Annotated in this window: 19 protein-coding genes and 1 tRNA gene; 8 read left to right on the forward strand and 12 right to left on the reverse strand. The window is 61.6% G+C overall.

Annotated features, from left to right (window positions below; genetic code table 11):
- Positions 1-5: 5 nt before the first annotated feature.
- From NKH91_RS14670 to NKH91_RS14690, 5 genes are read right to left on the reverse strand one after another with little or no spacing between them, the layout of a single operon-like run.
- The gene (locus NKH91_RS14670; protein WP_352846854.1) at positions 6-311 is read right to left on the reverse strand and encodes an urease subunit beta; all 306 of its coding nucleotides are present in this window, start codon (positions 309-311) and stop codon (positions 6-8) included.
- An 8-nt stretch (positions 312-319) separates the two neighbouring features.
- Positions 320-913 carry a HupE/UreJ family protein gene (locus NKH91_RS14675; protein ID WP_352846947.1) on the reverse strand — a complete coding sequence of 198 codons (594 nt, stop codon included), beginning with the start codon at positions 911-913 and terminating at the stop codon, positions 320-322.
- A gap of 35 nt (positions 914-948) precedes the next feature.
- Entirely contained in the window at positions 949-1,206 is a 258-nt protein-coding gene (locus NKH91_RS14680) for a DUF1272 domain-containing protein (RefSeq protein ID WP_023722547.1), read from the reverse strand.
- Positions 1,207-1,229: 23 nt separating this feature from the next.
- A complete protein-coding gene (locus NKH91_RS14685; RefSeq protein WP_023677011.1) occupies positions 1,230-1,532 on the reverse strand; it encodes an urease subunit gamma in 303 nt (100 codons plus the stop codon).
- 28 nt (positions 1,533-1,560) lie between these two features.
- Positions 1,561-2,382, reverse strand: a complete 822-nt coding sequence (locus tag NKH91_RS14690; protein WP_502896922.1) for an urease accessory protein UreD — start codon at positions 2,380-2,382, stop codon at positions 1,561-1,563.
- Between the two features lie 223 nt (positions 2,383-2,605).
- On the opposite strand from NKH91_RS14690, the gene NKH91_RS14695 reads away from it, so the two are divergent.
- The 4 genes from NKH91_RS14695 (at position 2,606) to NKH91_RS14710 (ending at position 5,335) form a co-directional block, all read left to right on the forward strand.
- Positions 2,606-2,860: an acyl carrier protein gene (locus NKH91_RS14695; protein ID WP_023677013.1), complete on the forward strand. Its 255-nt coding sequence runs from the start codon at positions 2,606-2,608 to the stop codon at positions 2,858-2,860.
- 4 nt (positions 2,861-2,864) lie between these two features.
- On the forward strand, positions 2,865-4,073 hold the full coding sequence (locus NKH91_RS14700) for a beta-ketoacyl-[acyl-carrier-protein] synthase family protein (RefSeq protein ID WP_352846852.1): 1,209 nt from the start codon (positions 2,865-2,867) through the stop codon (positions 4,071-4,073).
- A gap of 124 nt (positions 4,074-4,197) precedes the next feature.
- Complete coding sequence (locus tag NKH91_RS14705) at positions 4,198-4,902, forward strand: glutathione S-transferase family protein (RefSeq protein WP_352846850.1); 705 nt, start codon at positions 4,198-4,200, stop codon at positions 4,900-4,902.
- 136 nt (positions 4,903-5,038) lie between these two features.
- Positions 5,039-5,335 carry a hypothetical protein gene (locus NKH91_RS14710; RefSeq protein ID WP_198030571.1) on the forward strand — a complete coding sequence of 99 codons (297 nt, stop codon included), beginning with the start codon at positions 5,039-5,041 and terminating at the stop codon, positions 5,333-5,335.
- A 43-nt stretch (positions 5,336-5,378) separates the two neighbouring features.
- Here the strand turns inward: NKH91_RS14710 and NKH91_RS14715 are convergent, their stop codons facing one another.
- Positions 5,379-5,999, reverse strand: coding sequence for a nucleoside triphosphate hydrolase (locus tag NKH91_RS14715; RefSeq protein ID WP_023722552.1), 621 nt, complete (start codon positions 5,997-5,999; stop codon positions 5,379-5,381).
- Between the two features lie 75 nt (positions 6,000-6,074).
- Positions 6,075-7,181, reverse strand: a complete 1,107-nt coding sequence (locus NKH91_RS14720; protein ID WP_352846848.1) for a hypothetical protein — start codon at positions 7,179-7,181, stop codon at positions 6,075-6,077.
- A 249-nt stretch (positions 7,182-7,430) separates the two neighbouring features.
- Here NKH91_RS14720 and NKH91_RS14725 point away from each other — a divergent pair, with 249 nt between their 5' ends.
- Entirely contained in the window at positions 7,431-8,321 is an 891-nt protein-coding gene (locus NKH91_RS14725; protein ID WP_502898992.1) for a D-alanyl-D-alanine carboxypeptidase family protein, read from the forward strand.
- A 34-nt stretch (positions 8,322-8,355) separates the two neighbouring features.
- On the opposite strand, the gene NKH91_RS14730 is transcribed toward NKH91_RS14725, so the two are convergent.
- A complete protein-coding gene (locus NKH91_RS14730) occupies positions 8,356-9,168 on the reverse strand; it encodes an AraC family transcriptional regulator (RefSeq protein ID WP_352846845.1) in 813 nt (270 codons plus the stop codon).
- 205 nt (positions 9,169-9,373) lie between these two features.
- Between NKH91_RS14730 and NKH91_RS14735 the strand changes: the two genes are divergently transcribed.
- From NKH91_RS14735 to NKH91_RS14745, 3 genes are all read left to right on the forward strand, one after another.
- Positions 9,374-10,294 (forward strand): zinc-binding dehydrogenase, encoded by a 921-nt coding sequence (locus tag NKH91_RS14735; protein ID WP_352846843.1) that lies wholly within the window; start codon positions 9,374-9,376, stop codon positions 10,292-10,294.
- An 80-nt stretch (positions 10,295-10,374) separates the two neighbouring features.
- Entirely contained in the window at positions 10,375-11,274 is a 900-nt protein-coding gene (locus NKH91_RS14740; protein ID WP_352846840.1) for a hypothetical protein, read from the forward strand.
- Between the two features lie 156 nt (positions 11,275-11,430).
- Positions 11,431-11,507 (forward strand) — tRNA-Arg (locus tag NKH91_RS14745).
- 158 nt (positions 11,508-11,665) lie between these two features.
- On the opposite strand, the gene NKH91_RS14750 is transcribed toward NKH91_RS14745, so the two are convergent.
- The 4 genes from NKH91_RS14750 to NKH91_RS14765 are packed head-to-tail and all read right to left on the reverse strand — an operon-like array spanning position 11,666 to position 15,286.
- Positions 11,666-12,445 (reverse strand): hypothetical protein, encoded by a 780-nt coding sequence (locus NKH91_RS14750; RefSeq protein WP_352884829.1) that lies wholly within the window; start codon positions 12,443-12,445, stop codon positions 11,666-11,668.
- A complete protein-coding gene (locus NKH91_RS14755; RefSeq protein ID WP_352884827.1) occupies positions 12,445-13,218 on the reverse strand; it encodes a hypothetical protein in 774 nt (257 codons plus the stop codon). Before NKH91_RS14755 ends, NKH91_RS14750 begins: the two co-directional genes overlap by 1 nt.
- Positions 13,215-15,059 (reverse strand): hypothetical protein, encoded by a 1,845-nt coding sequence (locus tag NKH91_RS14760; protein WP_352884826.1) that lies wholly within the window; start codon positions 15,057-15,059, stop codon positions 13,215-13,217. Before NKH91_RS14760 ends, NKH91_RS14755 begins: the two co-directional genes overlap by 4 nt.
- The gene (locus NKH91_RS14765; RefSeq protein WP_352884824.1) at positions 15,059-15,286 is read right to left on the reverse strand and encodes a hypothetical protein; all 228 of its coding nucleotides are present in this window, start codon (positions 15,284-15,286) and stop codon (positions 15,059-15,061) included. Before NKH91_RS14765 ends, NKH91_RS14760 begins: the two co-directional genes overlap by 1 nt.
- Positions 15,287-15,329 lie beyond the last annotated feature (43 nt).

A 15,329-nucleotide genomic window follows, 5' to 3' on the forward strand; every position in this document is an offset into this window, starting at 1 on the left:
CGATCTCACAGCTTGCCCATGATCTTCTGCTGAAATCCGTAGACTTCGCGCTTGCCGCCGAACGGCACCAGGGTAACGTCACGCTCCTGCCCCGGCTCGAAGCGCATGGCGGTGCCGGCAGCGATGTCGAGGCGCATGCCGCGGGCCTGGTCGCGATCGAATCTCAACCCTTCATTGGTCTCGAAGAAATGATAATGGCTGCCGACCTGGATCGGCCGATCGCCGCTGTTGGCTACCTTCAAGGTGACGGTCGCCAGACCCTTGTTCAGCTCTATCTCGCCGCTTGCCGTGATGATTTCACCTGGGAACATTGCGGCCCTCACAGGACGCCGAAAGCAAGGCCGGCGCCAATCGTGGCACAGGCGGCCCCGGCGACGCGGGCAAGTCCGCGGAAGCGCCAGCCGAGGTTGAAACCGGCAGTGATGCCGACGGCGTGGAGCAGCGCGGTGGCGGCGGCAAAGCCCGCCATGTAGCCGAGCCCACCCGCATTTCCGGGCACCTCGGTGCCGTGGGCATAGCCGTGGAACAACGCGAACAGGCCGATGACGGCGACGCCGGCCGAGACCGGAAGGTCGACGGCGAGCGCAACCAGCAGCCCGAGCACCACGACGGACGCCAATATGGCCGGCTCGACGAAAGCCATCGGCACATGCAGGATGCCGAGCGCGCCGCCGGCCAGCATGATGCCGACGAAAGCCAGCGGCCATGCCCAGATCGCTTTGCCGCCCTTGAGCGCTGCCCACAGGCCGACGGCAATCATCACCGTCATGTGATCGAGGCCGGAGAGCGGGTGGGTAAAGCCGGCGGTGAAGGACGAAACCGTGCCGTCGCCGACATGGGCATAGGCTGGCCCAGCTGCCGCCAGCAGCAGGACCGCCGACAGCGTTGTGCGTTTCATCGTAGCGGGGATCATCGGCGTACCTTCCATCTTCGAGATCATCATGCCTCTCACGCGGCCTTGCGGGCCGGGCCGCAGCCCTCTGCCTTGAGAATGCGCTGGGTCGAGGCCGGATATTTCTTCAGCATCGCTGCCGGACGGATCGGGCGGGCCGAGAAGTTGCCGCCACAATTCGGACAGGCGCCGCCGAGCACGTTTTGGGCGCAGTCCGCGCAGAAGGTGCATTCGAAGGTGCAGATCACCGCATCTGTCGCATCGGGCGGCAGATCCTTGTCGCAGCATTCGCAGTTGGGACGCAGCTCAAGCATTTTCCTCTCCTCGCCTTTGGTGATTATCTGATCGGTTCGTGCACGGTCACCAGCTTGGTGCCGTCGGGAAACGTCGCCTCGACCTGCACATCGTGGATCATTTCGGCAATGCCTTCCATCACCTGCGCCCGGGTCACGACATGGGCGCCGGCCTCCATCAGCTCGGCGACCGCGCGCCCGTCGCGGGCACCCTCGACGACGAAATCGGTGATCAGCGCGATCGCTTCCGGGTGGTTGAGCTTGACGCCGCGTTCGAGCCGCTTGCGGGCCACGATCGCGGCCATGGCGATCAGCAGCTTGTCTTTCTCCCTCGGCGTCAGATTCATGCTTTTTCCTGCAGTGGCATAATCGAAATCAGAGTGACCATAATTTGGGCAGGCCCGCCCGCCCGTTGAGCAATTCGACAAGCGGCACCAGCCGCTTGCGGAGCTGGTAGCCGTCCTCGGCGAACAGCCTCGCAAGAAGCTTGCCAGATTTCCGCACACTCCAGAAACTGACGCCGCCCTGGCCGCCGACCATGCCCCGGGCCGGCTCGAGCAAAGCCTCTGCCCGCGGCGACACCATCAGCAGCGTCGCCACGGCGATGCCGCCACCGGCCACAGCCGTACGGTTCAAGGTGGCCGCAATGTCGGGCCCGATGCGGAACTCCTCGGCATGGACCAGCGCTCCGTCCTGGCGGACGCGCCAGCGGTCGTGGAAATAGCCTTGCGCTGCCCGTTCGCCCATGGCCAGGCGGCCGAAGACAGTAGCCTCCAGGATCAGCGCCTCGGCTCCGGCGGCAAGCTCCACGTCAAGCGTGCGGGCAAAGACCGAGCGGTCGAAGACGATGGTTTCCTGCGGCAGCCAGGCAATGTGGCCGCCTTCGCCGACGGTCAGTTGCACCCGCACTTCGGCGCGATCGGATGCGGCGCGGTAGATTTTCTCGCAGGCCTGCGTTGTTATGGTTGCGGAGGCGCCGGCACCGACATCGACCTGCCAGGCGAGACGGTCGCCACCGGTCAGCCCACCGGCAGTGTTGATCAGGACAGCTTCGAGCGGATCGGCCGAGACTGCCGGCATGCGGATCTTGGCCGAGCCGTCCTGGTACAAGCGCCGAAGACGCGTGCGGCCTCCGTTCCAGTCGCAGCCAAGCCGCGCGACGCCGGCAACGCGCTGGGCCGGCGGCACTGAGCTCAAGCTATATGCGATCGTGTCCACGACACCAACGTTAAGCACTGCGGCGGCTTTGTCGATATATAGCTTGTTGCTTGACAGCGTTTCGGTTTCTATAGAGGGAGCCACCTTGGTACGGTCATCGGCGCCTGGCGGGGGTAAAAGGCGACGATGACGACGTAATCGAGGACAAAAGGGGCGCTGATCAGTTGGCGTCGGGAAACGACAGAGTTGGGGAAGAAACCGAATGGCTGACCAGCTGGCAAACGATATCATCGCCAAGATCAAGGCTCATGCCGAGCCGGGCGGCGAGGAAATCACCACCAGTACCGAACTGACCGCCCTTGGCATCCATTCGCTGGAACTGACGGAAATCATCTTCGATCTCGAGGAAGAGTATGGCATCGAAATCGAGATGAACACGGTCGATGCCTGGAGCAATCTGAAGAATGTCGGCGACATGGTCGAGGCGGTTCGCGCGCTGATCGCGAAAAAAGCCTGACTGAATGCACAAGCGCATCGTCATCACGGGCATCGGCGGGTTATGCGGGCTCGGCACCAATGCACCAGCAATATGGAATGAGATGCGCACCGGCCGTTCGGCAATCGGTGCGATCGTCAATTCCGAGCTGTATGACCTCAAGGTCAGGGTCGGTTGCGAAATCAAAACGCTTCCCGAGCACGGCATCGACCGCAAGCAGGTCGTGTCGATGGACCGCTTCAGCCTTCTGGCGACGATCGCCGCGCGGGAGGCGGCACAGCAGGCGGGATTGAACCTGCACGCGGCCAACACCTATCGGATGGGCACCATCGTCGGCGTCGGCGTCTGCGGCTGGGAGGCAATCGAAGAGAGCTATCGCGCCATCCTGCTCGAAGGCAAGAACCGCGCCGGCATCTTCACCGTGCCGAAAGTAATGCCGGGCGCGGCCGCCGGCCACGTCAGCATGAATCTTGGTCTGCGCGGGCCGGTATTCGGCATCACCTCTGCCTGTTCGTCATCCAACCACGCCATTGCCTCGGCGGTCGACCAGATCAGGCTCGGCCGCGCCGACGTCATGGTCGCCGGCGGCACCGATGCGCCGCTGGTCTGGGGCATCCTCAAGGGCTGGGAGGCCCTGCGGGTCTTGTCGCCGGACACCTGCCGGCCGTTTTCGGCCGATCGCCAAGGCCTTGTGCTCGGCGAGGGTGCGGGAATGGTGGTGCTGGAAACCTATGAGCATGCCATGGCGCGCGGCGCCGCCATCCTTGCCGAAATCGCCGGGGTCGGCCTTTCCGCCGACGCCTCCGACATCGTTGCGCCGACCATCGAAGGGCCGGAGGCGGCGATGCGCTTCTGCCTCGTCGATGCGGGGCTCAATCCGGAGGACGTCGACTATCTCAACGCGCATGGCACCGGCACCAAGGCCAACGACCAGATCGAGACGGCGGCGATCAAGCGTGTCTTCGGCGGCCATGCCTACAAGCTTTCTATCTCCTCGACCAAATCGATGCACGCCCACTGTCTCGGCGCGTCCGGCGCGCTGGAAATGATCGCCTGCGTGATGGCGATCCGCGACGGCATCGTGCCGCCGACCGCCAACTATCGGGAAGCCGACGCCGACTGCGACCTCGACATCACGCCGAACGTGGCGCGTGAGCGCGCTGTACGCATCGCGATCAGCAACAGCTTCGCTTTCGGCGGCACCAATGCGGTGCTGGCGGTCAAGGCCGTCTGACCGCGCCCCTTTCGGGGCCGGTGAAACTTTCCATGCGCATATTGATCGCGCCAAGCGTCGCGCCTAACTCTCTGCGACCCGCCATGACCGCGCCGTTCGGGGCGCCCCCCGACCAGGAGTTTCGATGACCGATCTGTCCGCGTTTCCGATCGCCAGGCGCTGGCCGGCGAGCCACCCCGACCGCATTCAGCTTTATTCGTTTCCGACGCCCAACGGGGTGAAGATATCGATCGCGCTGGAGGAACTTGGCCTGCCGTACGAGCCGCATGCCGTCGACATCGGCAAGAACGAGAGCTGGACCCCGGAATTCCTGTCTTTGAACCCGAACGGCAAGATACCGGCGATGATCGATCCGGACGGCCCGGGCGGCAAACCGATCGGCCTGTTCGAATCCGGCGCCATCCTGCTCTACCTCAGCGACAAGACCGGCAAGCTGGTCCCGGCAGACGCAACGCTGCGTTACGAGACGATCCAGTGGGTGTTCTTCCAGATGGCTTCGATCGGGCCGATGTTCGGCCAAGTCGGTTTCTTCCACAAATTCGCCGGGCGCGAAATCGCCGACAAGCGCCCGCTGGAACGTTATCGCGACGAGTCGCGACGGCTGATCGGCGTCCTCGAAACGAGGCTCAAGGGCCGCAATTGGATCATGGGCGACGATTACACCATCGCCGACATTTCGATGCTTGGATGGGTGCGCAATCTGATCGGCTTTTACGAGGCGCGGGAACTCGTCGGTTTCGACGATTTCCCGCGCGTCGGCGCATGGCTGGAGCGCGGCCTTGCCCGGCCGGCGGTGCAGAGGGGCCTCACCATTCCGGCCAGAGCCTGATCGAAAGCCTGACTGGCCCGGCTATTTTGCCTTGGTCCGGGGTTTTGAGCCGCCCTTGCCGACTACGGAAGCGGCAAGCGACGCCGCACCTTTGGCGGTCGCAAGCACGGCACCAGCGGCGACGTTAGCCGTCGTTTTGACGGTGCGCATTGCGCTGCCTGCGATCGAGCCTCTGCTGCTTGCCGGCTTTTTAGGGCTGGCGGCTTTGGGAGCTGCGGCCTTGTTCGCAGCAGGCACCACCTTCTTCGGCGCCGCCTTGCCAAAGCTGGGCTTTGCAGCGTCCTTGGAGCGGGCCGCCACTGCCGGGCCGGCGCTGGTTTTCGCTCGGGTTGCTTTTGATCGTGTTGCCTTGCCCTTGGCGGGCGCAGGCTTTCTTGCCATGGTTTCCATCGAACTGTTCCCTCATGCGGCACGATTGCCGTGTCCGGGATAACGGCCTGAAAGTGTTAAGGTTCCGGCCGAACAGTCCTTACAGATCAGGCCTGTTCACCAACGACCAGGTCGGCGGGCCGCCGACGGGCAAGCACGCGATCGATGTTCGGCATGTCGTTGGAAGCAATCCAGGCGCGCGCGTCCTCGTCGGACCGGCCGTGCTCGTGCCATCGCTCCAGCAGTCGGCGCTCGAGGTCGGCGCGCGGCACATCGACAAAGATCGAGAAGTCGAACAGCGGCGCCAGCCGCGTCCATGGCTCTTCGTCGAGCAGCAGATAATTGCCTTCGACCAGGATGAATTTGGTGTCGGCGGCGATGATCGCAGCGGCGGCGCGCGACAGCTCCATGCTGCGGTCGAAGACCGGGATCGCGATATCCGGCTCGCGGGCGCGGATGCGCTTGAGCAGCGTTTCGAAGCCGGCAAAATCAAAGGTTTCCGGGGCACCTTTTCGCTGGCGAAGGCCGCGTCGCTCGAGCACGACATCATCGTAATGGAAGCCATCCATCGGCACGACTTCCGCCGTGCCTTCCGGCAGCAGGTCGTGCAAGCCTGCCGACAATGTCGATTTGCCGGCGCCGGGCGGACCGGCAATGGCAACGATGAAGCGCGGCGCCTTGCCGGCGCGCTTGAAGATGGCAGCAGCAATATGGGCGATCTCTGACATTGGGCCCTTACGGTGGTTCTGGCGCATTTTGGCGGCAGTTTTCGGAAATTTCAAACGCCGGATTGTGCCAGGCCTTCAATTGGGCCTGGATTTGCCTATCCGCAGGAAATCGCTGTCGAAGCCAATGTCGCGCACGGCGCCGTCGGCGGCCAGGATGCGCATGCGGCCCGGTAAGCTCGCGACGTCGCGCGGCGGCTCGCCGGATGGCCACGGCAGTGCGCCGATGACATGGCGGAACGAAAAGCTGCGCCCTTCAGAAAGGGCAAACGCGGTCGCCACGCCTTCATGCTTCAGCCAGTTGTCGCCGAGCGATGCGGCATGGCCGACGGCCGTGCGGCCGTCCTCGATGCCGAGCACGCCGCGGTGGCGGCCGCTCCATGGCGCGTAATCGCGCCCGCCATTGCTGACCCACAGCATGGTGACCGGCAGTTCGGCTGGGTTCTTCAGCACCAGCACCAGATCGGCTTCCGCCTGGCGCGCCAGCGCGGTCCAGCCCGGCCCGCCATGATCGGCCTCGACCAGCGTCACGAAGTCCTCACGCTGCTGGTCCATGCGATAGCCGGTCAGGTCGATCGTGCCGCCGCCGGCGGCGGGAAAGCGCGTCAGGTCGGCTGTCCGCGCCGGGTAGGCGAGCAAAGAGCGGCCGCGGGCGGGATCGGGCTCCGGCGCCTCATTAGGCGTCGCGGCAAAGCGCTTCGGCGAGAAGGCCAGCCTGCCGCCGGTCGTCATCACCGTCATCGGGTGGTGGGCGACGGGAATGGCGCCGGCGCCGCCGGAAAAGACGTGCTCCTGATAGAGAAACGGATGATCGTCGCGCAAGGTCAGGATCTTGTCGACGGTCGCGCCCATGACCGGACGCTGCAGACGGAAGACGGCGCGCCAGCCATCGGCCGTTGCTGCGCTGTCGACGACGTCCCAGCGACTATTGGCCGGCCAGCCATGCAAAGGTGCCGCTTCGACGTCGCTGGTCGAGAACGGCGCGCAGAGGAAATCGCCGGACAGGTGGACCGTCCCTTCAGGCAGATCTTTCGGCAGCGTCTCGCGCGGCTCTTCGACCCAGGGTGCGCGATGCAGCGGCTTCAGCCGACGGCCGTCGATCTCGATCGCCATGTCGGCGAGATGGCCGACGGCAAGATCAACCGATACCGAAATCCCCTTTGCCGTAATCGTGACCGTATCCATGTGCGCACCTACCGATTCTGCCAGCCCGATTCTGGCGGCCCGATTCTGCCGGCGCCAGCAAAGCCCACTCGCCGCCCCTTGCGCAAGCGCGGCGGCCGGCAATTCGCATCGGACGGCTTGGCACAGCCGCCACGTCTGCCTGTGGACAGGGCACCATTCCAGGGCGCGACGATATTAACCAAATGGACTGTGCCTTTGCGTTAAGATAGCTTCGCCTCGTCTCAGAAACAGCCTGCCTTCGGAACCGACTTGTCCGCCTTCCGCTTCTTTTCGCTCATCCACAATTACGTCGCGGTGCTGATGCTGCTGCTGTTTGCGGCCGGCTGTACGACGGTGACGCCCCCTGACAGCGTGCTGGCGGTGCCGGCGCCGCCGCAGAAATATGCCGCGATGGTCATCGATGCCGGTACCGGCAAGACGCTGTTCGAGGTCAATTCGACGGCGCCGCGTTATCCGGCGTCACTGACCAAGATGATGACGCTCTACCTTCTGTTCGAGGCGCTGGACCAGGGCCGCATCAGCAAGGAGACGCAAATTCCGGTGTCGGACAACGCCGCCCGGCAGCCGCCGACCAAGCTGCGGTTCAGGCGCGGCGAGACCATCGACGTCGATTCGGCGATCCGCGCCATCGTCGTCAAATCGGCCAATGACGTGGCGGTCGCCGTTGCCGAATATCTCGGCGGCAGCGAAGAGGCGTTCGCCGGCATGATGACCGCCAAGGCGCGCCAGATCGGCATGAGCAGCACCGTGTTCCGCAATGCCTCGGGGCTGCCGGACGGCGACCAGCACACGAGCGCGCGCGACATGGCGGTGCTCGGCATGGCGCTGCACGCCCGCTTCCCGCAGCATTTCCACTATTTCTCCGAAAGCGACTTCATGTTCCGCGGCAGGCTGGTGCGCGGCCACAACGACATGCTCGGCCGGGTGCGCGGCGTCGACGGCATCAAGACCGGCTACATCAGGGCTTCCGGCTTCAACATCGTTACTTCCTATGATGCGGACGGGCACCGGCTGATCATCGTGGTGATGGGCGCCGACAGCGCGCGCCAGCGCAACGACCATGTCGAGGCGCTGATCCAGCGCAGCCTGTCGACGGCATCGGCGGCAAAGACGCGGCTGCTGTACGCCGAGGAGCAGTGACGGCTGACGTCCGGCGGGCGGCGGATCAGGGCGCTCATCGGGCGACAAACGCAGAACCGCCGTTTTGAGCGACACTGCTGAGATACTTCGCAGGCGGCTTGCCAAGCGCTTTCTTGAACATGGTGATGAAGGCGGTGACCGATTCGTAACCGAGATCGGCCGAAACCTGCTGCACGCTCGCGCCGGAGGCGAGCTCGCGCATTGCGACGATCAAATGCAATTGCTGGCGCCAGCGCCCGAAGGTCAGCCCTGTCTCCTTTACCACGAGACGTGCGAGACTGCTCTCGCTGAGCGCGACGCGATTGGCCCATTCCGCCAGGGTGCTGCGGTCGGCAGCATCTTGCGCCAACGCCGCGGCGATACGCCTCAAGCGCGGCTCGGACGAGATCGGCAAATGCAGCTGCTGGACAGGCATGCGCGGCAGTTCGGCGAGCAGTACCCTGGTCAGGAGCTCGCTCCTGGCGTCATCGTCCTCACCGCGATCCGCCAGCTCGATGATGAGCTCGCGCAGCAACGGCGAGATCGAAAGCGTGCAGCACCGGTCCGGCAGCTCGGCAGCTCCCGGCTCGATATAAACGAAGAAAATCCGGGCATTGGCGGTCGCGACATTGCTGTGCTCCATGTTGCCCGGAATCCACACCGCGCAATGGGGCGGCACCATCCACAGGCCGCTGGGGACGCGGCATGTGACGCCGCCGCCGAGCGCGAAGACGAGTTGGCCTTTGCGGTGGTGGTGGTCCGGCACCTCCGCCCTGGTTTCGGTAACGTCAACGCGCACGGCGATTGCCGGCGCAAGGACGTCATCCGGATCGAAATTCGGCCAAGGGTAGCGGAGAGGCTGTCTCATTTTGACTGATTTTAGCGATCAGGTGACATGATAGCTAAATTATTCCATCGGCAAAGTCGATAGTTTAGGGCCTTGAGTAACTCAGAAGACGACAGGGCGGGCTTCCAGATTGTCATACCCTGCTTGCGTTCTGAACGTCGGACCAACAAGCCCGGCGCACGAAAACAGACTGGCGTCCCCCATGCAGCAAGAAAGGACGATACCAATGCTCGCCTTGGTCACATCTTCCGATAGCGCCACCGGGCTGAAGCTCGCCGAGCTTGGCGAGCCCGAGCCCGCCCCGCACCAGGCGCTGGTCTCAGTCCGGGCAGTCTCGCTGAATCGCGGCGAACTGCGCCTGCTCAAGATCCGCCCTGACGGCTGGGTGCCTGGCCAGGACGTCGCCGGAATTGTCGAGCGCGCCGCGGCCGATGGCTCCGGGCCGGCCGTCGGCGCCCGGGTAGCGGCTCTGGTCGACGAGGCCGGGTGGGCCGAGCGCGTCGCCGTTCCAACCGACCACCTCGCCCTGCTGCCGGACGGCGTCAGCTTCGTCTCCGCCGCCACTGTTCCGGTTGCAGGCACGACCGCGCTGCGGACCCTGCGCCACGGCGGCGACCTGGCCGGCCAGCGGGTCCTGATTACCGGCGCAAGCGGCGCAGTCGGCCGTTTCCAGATCCAGATCGCCCGCCAGCAGGGCGCGTCGGTGACGGCGGTCGCCGCTGCCCGGCATGCCGAAGATCTCCGCGGCCTCGGAGCCGAGCGCGTCGTCGAAACGATCGAGCTCGCCGAAGGACTGTTCTCGCTGATTACCGAGTCGGTCGGCGGCGACAGCCTCGCCCACGCCATCGAACGGGTGGCGCCCGGCGGGACCGTCGTCATGTTCGGATCGAGCAGCGGCGAACTCACGCCCATCGGGTTCCGCCAGTTCGTCCCGGGTCACGAAGGCGCGCGGCTGCAGACCTTCGCCTACTACGCTTCCGGTCCGGAGGTCGGCGCCGACATCGCCTCGTTGCTCGCGCTGATCGCAGCCGGCCGGCTCGAAACGCGCGTGGTCCTGACCGTGCCGTGGCGGGACGTCGCCCAGGCCCTGGACGCGCTGCGACAGCGCAGCATCAGCGGCAAGGCCGTGCTTACCACGACGGAATGAGCAGGTGCGGCCGCCGGACGGAACGGTGTCTGTCTCCCCCAGGGCTGCTACGGCAACTTAAGCCCATCCGCGATTGCCCGTTGAAGCCGGCGCGTGCTTCCGCTAAGAAGCCGTGGCTGGCCGGCCTTACCGGCTGGTTCCTTGGCAGAGCTAAGGGGGATGCCATGGGAGCTAACGCAACTACAACATTGAACAGCGCAATGGCCTCCCATAAGCGCCTCCGAATAGCGATCAGTATCGGGGCGCTTGCTGCTGTACTGCTTCGCATACTGTTCCCAGCACTTTTCGCGCGCATCGATTCAGTTAGTGTTGCTCTGTTCATAGTAGCTGTCATTCCATGGCTCGCTCCGATCATTTCCAAGATAGCGATTCCCGGTTTGATAGAAGCGGAGTTGCGTGACCTTAAGCAGGAGGTTCAAGAGACGAAGGACGAGGCCGCGTCAGCGTCCAAAATTGCACTTCGGTCGCAAGATTTGGCCCTTTTTTCCGGGGCTGAAGCTGAACAAGGACTCGATACCGCAGGCCGGGATGGATCCGTCCAAAGCTTAGTGGCATTGGCAAAAAACTATGCAGCAGTTCGAGGGAGTATGCCGGGTGGGCCGGCTCGAACTGCTGCCATGGATAGATTGTTCGGTCAGATGCTGCAGGAAGCTAGCAGACTTGGGAGGAACTGGCCGGGCCACAATGAAGCTCTACGAAGCAAGGAAGCGGGCGAGCAGCTTGGTGCTATTGCGTATGCGTTTGCATTTCCAGAGGCGGCTGACGTGAGCGCATTGATTGAGACCGTTGAAAACACAAAACAACCTTTTGTCCAATATTGGGGGCTAAGAGCGATCCAGCGGGCTGTGGATGCGGGTGTCGCATACAGCCTCAGGGACGTGGAGCGGGTTCGAACACTTGCTTCTGCGTTTGGCTCTGCAACAGATCGATTCCTGATCGCAAGTTCAATTTCCCGCGCTTTAGAAAAGAAGCTTATATAGCAGATCTAGTGTACCACTAGGCTGAACCTGTGATCCCTTGACTGAGGAAGCAGGCGCAATTCCATTTCGCCGTTGAAGCCCGGCGCTGCTTCCGCTAAGAAGCCGTGGCTGGCCGGTTTACCGGCTGGTTCGTTTTTGGGATCACCGATCCTGAAGGCACCCGTAGCTCAGCTGGATAGAGCGCTGCCCTCCGAAGGCAGAGGTCACAGGTTCGAATCCTGTCGGGTGCGCCATTTCTCCGAGGTCCACTCTTTAGATCTAGAGCACCTAACGCCTTGAAAGGTAACGACAGATTTGTCGTTTTAACTCCGCTATTACGCAAGGGGTCACAGGTTCAATCCCTGTACCGCCCACCATTTTTTCAGAATGATGCAGCTTTGGAAGCTTCCACTTATTGCGCGGCGACCTGCTGAACATCATGCGTTTCATGAGAGTTAGCTGCTGCTTTCGCCTTTCGTTTCCAGCGATCAAACTCTCCAGGGAGGATGCCGACGAAAGCGACATCCGCCATGCATTCCGGATCATAAGTAAGATCAAGCTGCCGCAGTACCATACCGAACCGGCGCGCGCTTTCTCTGCCGCTCCCTGCAACACCGGTCCGTGGCCTTCCTGTTTTTGTATCGAAGTACATTTTGCTGGCGGCCGCTATGATGGGCTTGCTGGCCAGCACTTGCTGACGCCCCCCAAACTGTTCCAGAATTTCACCATGCACGGTAAGAGGATGCGCCTGCTGTTTAGGTGAAATCAGCAAGAACTGCGCGTTGACTCCATGATCCCGGACAAGCTGCCATGGGGAGCGGACGAGATGCCGATAATAGTGCCGGTAATCATCACTTAATACGTAACGATACTCCTTGTCTGGTTCACGCTTGCCGGCGGCCGTTGCCGGACAAAGGACGTCAAACCAGTAGAGTGCGAGTGCACTCCAGATGCCCTGATCATTCGCGATGACTGCCGGGTCAAGCGATGAAAGCATGGTGCGTAGATAAATGCCGAATTCGTATCGATCCTTGAAGTTTCCCGTGCCGAGTATGGTGTTTCCGGCGACGGGTTCAGATGTGTCCGGTCCGTCGAGCAGTTCGACCGGAGCAGGACCGCCTGCGCCCAAAGTGATGTACTCCCTGAAAAGGGCAATGCCTTCTTCGTTCAGCTTCCTGAGTTTCTGTGCCATCAGACGTTCCCCTCCATCAGTCGAATGCGTTTGATGAAACCCTTCTGATTACAGAACTTCCTCACACTCTCTTCAATCCAGTCGATCCGCTCTTCCTCTTCCCACTGTGCCACGTCACGCGACATGCCAAGCTCGGCTTCGCAGTACTGCAGCCATTCTTCCTTCCAGCCGCCATTGTCGTCATCTTCGCCGGCATCAGGATCAAGAACGAGCTTTTCAAGCACAACCCTGAACGCGGCAGGCAGGAGCAGTCCCTGCAAAAGGGCGTTCTGTTGAAGCCGGTGCGAAAAACCTGGCATCCGCGTGTTGATGACAAGCTTGGGCCGGTCACCCGGGTTAATTTCGACCTTCCACACCTCGTCAACGAGATCACGAAACAGGATGGGAAAAAGATTTTTTCGACCTTGCGTGTCTTCTTCACTCTTCGGCTGCACACGTTCCGCAGACCCAAGAATTTTGCCACACTCAATGTCGTTGTCGACGACCTTGACGCGGAAAAGCACCGATCCGCTGCGATCAACCTGATCCAGAACAAGGACGGAGGGAATGGCGAGTGCACCAACCGTTCCGCATTCAAAACGCATGCCCGATGAGCGATGGTATGCTTCAATTGAAACGGCTGCGTGTGCCGGAAATCCAAGGTCATCGAGTGACAGAGACGCTTTGGCCTTCAGGGGTTCACCCGGCGCGCCTTCCAGCATCCTGATATCGATGCTCTCGCGGGCGACACGCCGGCGGCCGGTTGAGTTGATGCGGCGTTTGGCTGAGCTCATGGGTTGGCCCTCGCATCGACAACAACGTCCCGCTTCAGATCAAAACCTCCGGCAGACAAGTGAAATTCTGGAGACTGGACGATCAGCTTCACGACATTTGGTTTGATGATTTCGATATCTGCATTTTTTGCATCGAGCTGGATCTCGTCATCCGTGTTAAGATCGAAATCGAACTTGCTATGGCGGTTGAACGGATTGGCTCCGATCATGTCATACGCCATGCGGACGCGAATGGCGCGGGGATATGTCCACTTCGCAGCAGCAGGGCCAGCGACGATTTCAAATCCGCCTTTTCGCGCCTTGATGCTGATTGCCTTCTCTCGTGGTGTAACGATGATGATCGGTTTGGGCGTCTTTTTTCTCTTACCCTTCGCACCCTGCGCCTGATCTGCGAGAGAAAAAAAGTCGAGCAGGGCTTCGTTGTCTTCAGTCTCTGCATGTTCGGCGATCAGGCCGTAGAGATTGCGCAGGGAGTGACGTACGGCCGTGAGTGTCTGCTGGGGGTTGCGCCAGTTTTGTCCGAGTTTTTCAGCGCGCGGATTCCACGCGGTATGCGCCGGGTTTTCAGCATCGCCGAGCAGGGCTGCAATGCCAGTGTGATTTGCCACGAGTGCCCCACGCGCCATTGCACCGGAAAAGTAGCGACGCTCTCCTGGTAGGATGATCGGGCCACGACCAATAAGGCAATAGGGACGCTCACCGTTAGGAAGTGCCTCCAGGAACAGATCGATCGTTGACGACTTGTCGGGTCCATTTTTTGGCTTGACGATTACCGGAACACGAACGTGAACCAGCTGGCCGTCGGCATAGAGTTTCTTCATCGTCGCGATGTCGTCTGCGGTGAAATGCGATTCATCCAGTTGCTCGCTGCCGATCGGCTTGATGGCAGAAATCCCGGCAGTCTTGTCGGCTTTGTCACTGATCTCCTTCACGAACTCGAATGGCGTCTGAGCGTTCGAGACGCTTTGTGATTTTTCAGCGATTTCCAAAAACGTAGAGGCATTGATGACAGTGTCGCCAACCTCGACGACCAGGCGGCCTGCAAGAATGGGAAAATAGTAGTTCGCGACGACGCCTTCGATAATTGTCGCCTCATCAATGCCAGGCAGAACGTATGGAATGGCCAGAGAAAGACCAGTCTGTCCGGAACGGGAAATACCCATCATGCTGCCAAAGGCCGCGATCTCGGTGGCATCAGTAATGGGAAGCTGAAGTTTCAGGTTGCCGGTGGACCGCTGGTCAAACCAGAAGCCGTGTGACGGATAATAATGATCGCCGATCCTGTGGTTGGCCGCCACTACCTGACCCATAAGGGCGGGTCCGGCGTCGCCCTTGCGGACTGTCAATCCATAAAACACCCGCAGCCGGGAAGACGAGGAATACACGAGCTTTCCAAGCCCCCACCGGCCACCCGACTGACCTGATTTTTCGGAGTCACCGACCACTCGCCAGAAACTGTCAAAATTGCCTTTGTCGATGTCATCAAAGCTGCCTGTCAGGCCCTTTGTATTGAAATCCTCAATTACCAGGATGCGGCAGCTCGTCTCGGCCAGCGGAGCCGTATCAATACCGCATGCAGTGAAGTGGGGTGTCAGCGCCGAAATCTGCTGAGCAAGTTTCTGCGCTTCACCGCCGTGAATTGCCTTGAGAGAAAACCGGACCTTGACTGGACCGATGTCTGAATACGCGTCCGGGTCGAGATGCGCATCAGACGAATTCTGGATGACTTCGCGTACGAGGGCTTCGGCCAGCCCAACGTCATCGTTGTTGAACTGATCACGCTGCGTGACGCCCACACGGACGCTCGAAGGGTCCGATAAGTTAAATTCCCAGTGTGCCATCATTCCTCCAGTCTGAATTCCGTGTCTTTGCCACCGCTGTCGCCGCCAAAGCGCGACTTGGCCAAATCCAGTTCTTTTGCGAGCACCCTGAATATCTTGCGCACGTCCTCATCCGTGTAGTCGTAGGCATTACGGTTGGCGAGGTTGCCAATCAGTCGGATATCCTTGATCGCACGAGTTACGCGCGCCTCTGTGAGCTCTACAAATTTCTTTCTTTTATCACGCATGTCACCAAATTCTCTCCGTGTTGGCCATTTTATGCAGCCGTAT

The sequence above is a fragment of the Mesorhizobium sp. M0894 genome (assembly GCF_040319725.1).
Classification (GTDB): Bacteria; Pseudomonadota; Alphaproteobacteria; order Rhizobiales; family Rhizobiaceae; genus Mesorhizobium.

Bases quoted from the DNA above. Each gene is read 5' to 3' on its own strand.
- NKH91_RS14680 (WP_023722547.1), bottom strand. From the start codon at position 1,206: ATGCTTGAGCTGCGTCCCAACTGCGAATGCTGCGACAAGGATCTGCCG.
- NKH91_RS14695 (WP_023677013.1), top strand. From the start codon at position 2,606: ATGGCTGACCAGCTGGCAAACGATATCATCGCCAAGATCAAGGCTCAT.
- NKH91_RS14700 (WP_352846852.1), top strand. From the start codon at position 2,865: ATGCACAAGCGCATCGTCATCACGGGCATCGGCGGGTTATGCGGGCTC.
- NKH91_RS14760 (WP_352884826.1), bottom strand. From the start codon at position 15,059: ATGGCACACTGGGAATTTAACTTATCGGACCCTTCGAGCGTCCGTGTG.
- NKH91_RS14705 (WP_352846850.1), top strand. From the start codon at position 4,198: ATGACCGATCTGTCCGCGTTTCCGATCGCCAGGCGCTGGCCGGCGAGC.
- NKH91_RS14765 (WP_352884824.1), bottom strand. From the start codon at position 15,286: ATGCGTGATAAAAGAAAGAAATTTGTAGAGCTCACAGAGGCGCGCGTA.
- NKH91_RS14670 (WP_352846854.1), bottom strand. From the start codon at position 311: ATGTTCCCAGGTGAAATCATCACGGCAAGCGGCGAGATAGAGCTGAAC.
- NKH91_RS14675 (WP_352846947.1), bottom strand. From the start codon at position 913: ATGATCCCCGCTACGATGAAACGCACAACGCTGTCGGCGGTCCTGCTG.
- NKH91_RS14730 (WP_352846845.1), bottom strand. From the start codon at position 9,168: ATGAGACAGCCTCTCCGCTACCCTTGGCCGAATTTCGATCCGGATGAC.
- NKH91_RS14720 (WP_352846848.1), bottom strand. From the start codon at position 7,181: ATGGATACGGTCACGATTACGGCAAAGGGGATTTCGGTATCGGTTGAT.
- NKH91_RS14715 (WP_023722552.1), bottom strand. From the start codon at position 5,999: ATGTCAGAGATCGCCCATATTGCTGCTGCCATCTTCAAGCGCGCCGGC.
- NKH91_RS14750 (WP_352884829.1), bottom strand. From the start codon at position 12,445: ATGGCACAGAAACTCAGGAAGCTGAACGAAGAAGGCATTGCCCTTTTC.
- NKH91_RS14735 (WP_352846843.1), top strand. From the start codon at position 9,374: ATGCTCGCCTTGGTCACATCTTCCGATAGCGCCACCGGGCTGAAGCTC.
- NKH91_RS14755 (WP_352884827.1), bottom strand. From the start codon at position 13,218: ATGAGCTCAGCCAAACGCCGCATCAACTCAACCGGCCGCCGGCGTGTC.
- NKH91_RS14685 (WP_023677011.1), bottom strand. From the start codon at position 1,532: ATGAATCTGACGCCGAGGGAGAAAGACAAGCTGCTGATCGCCATGGCC.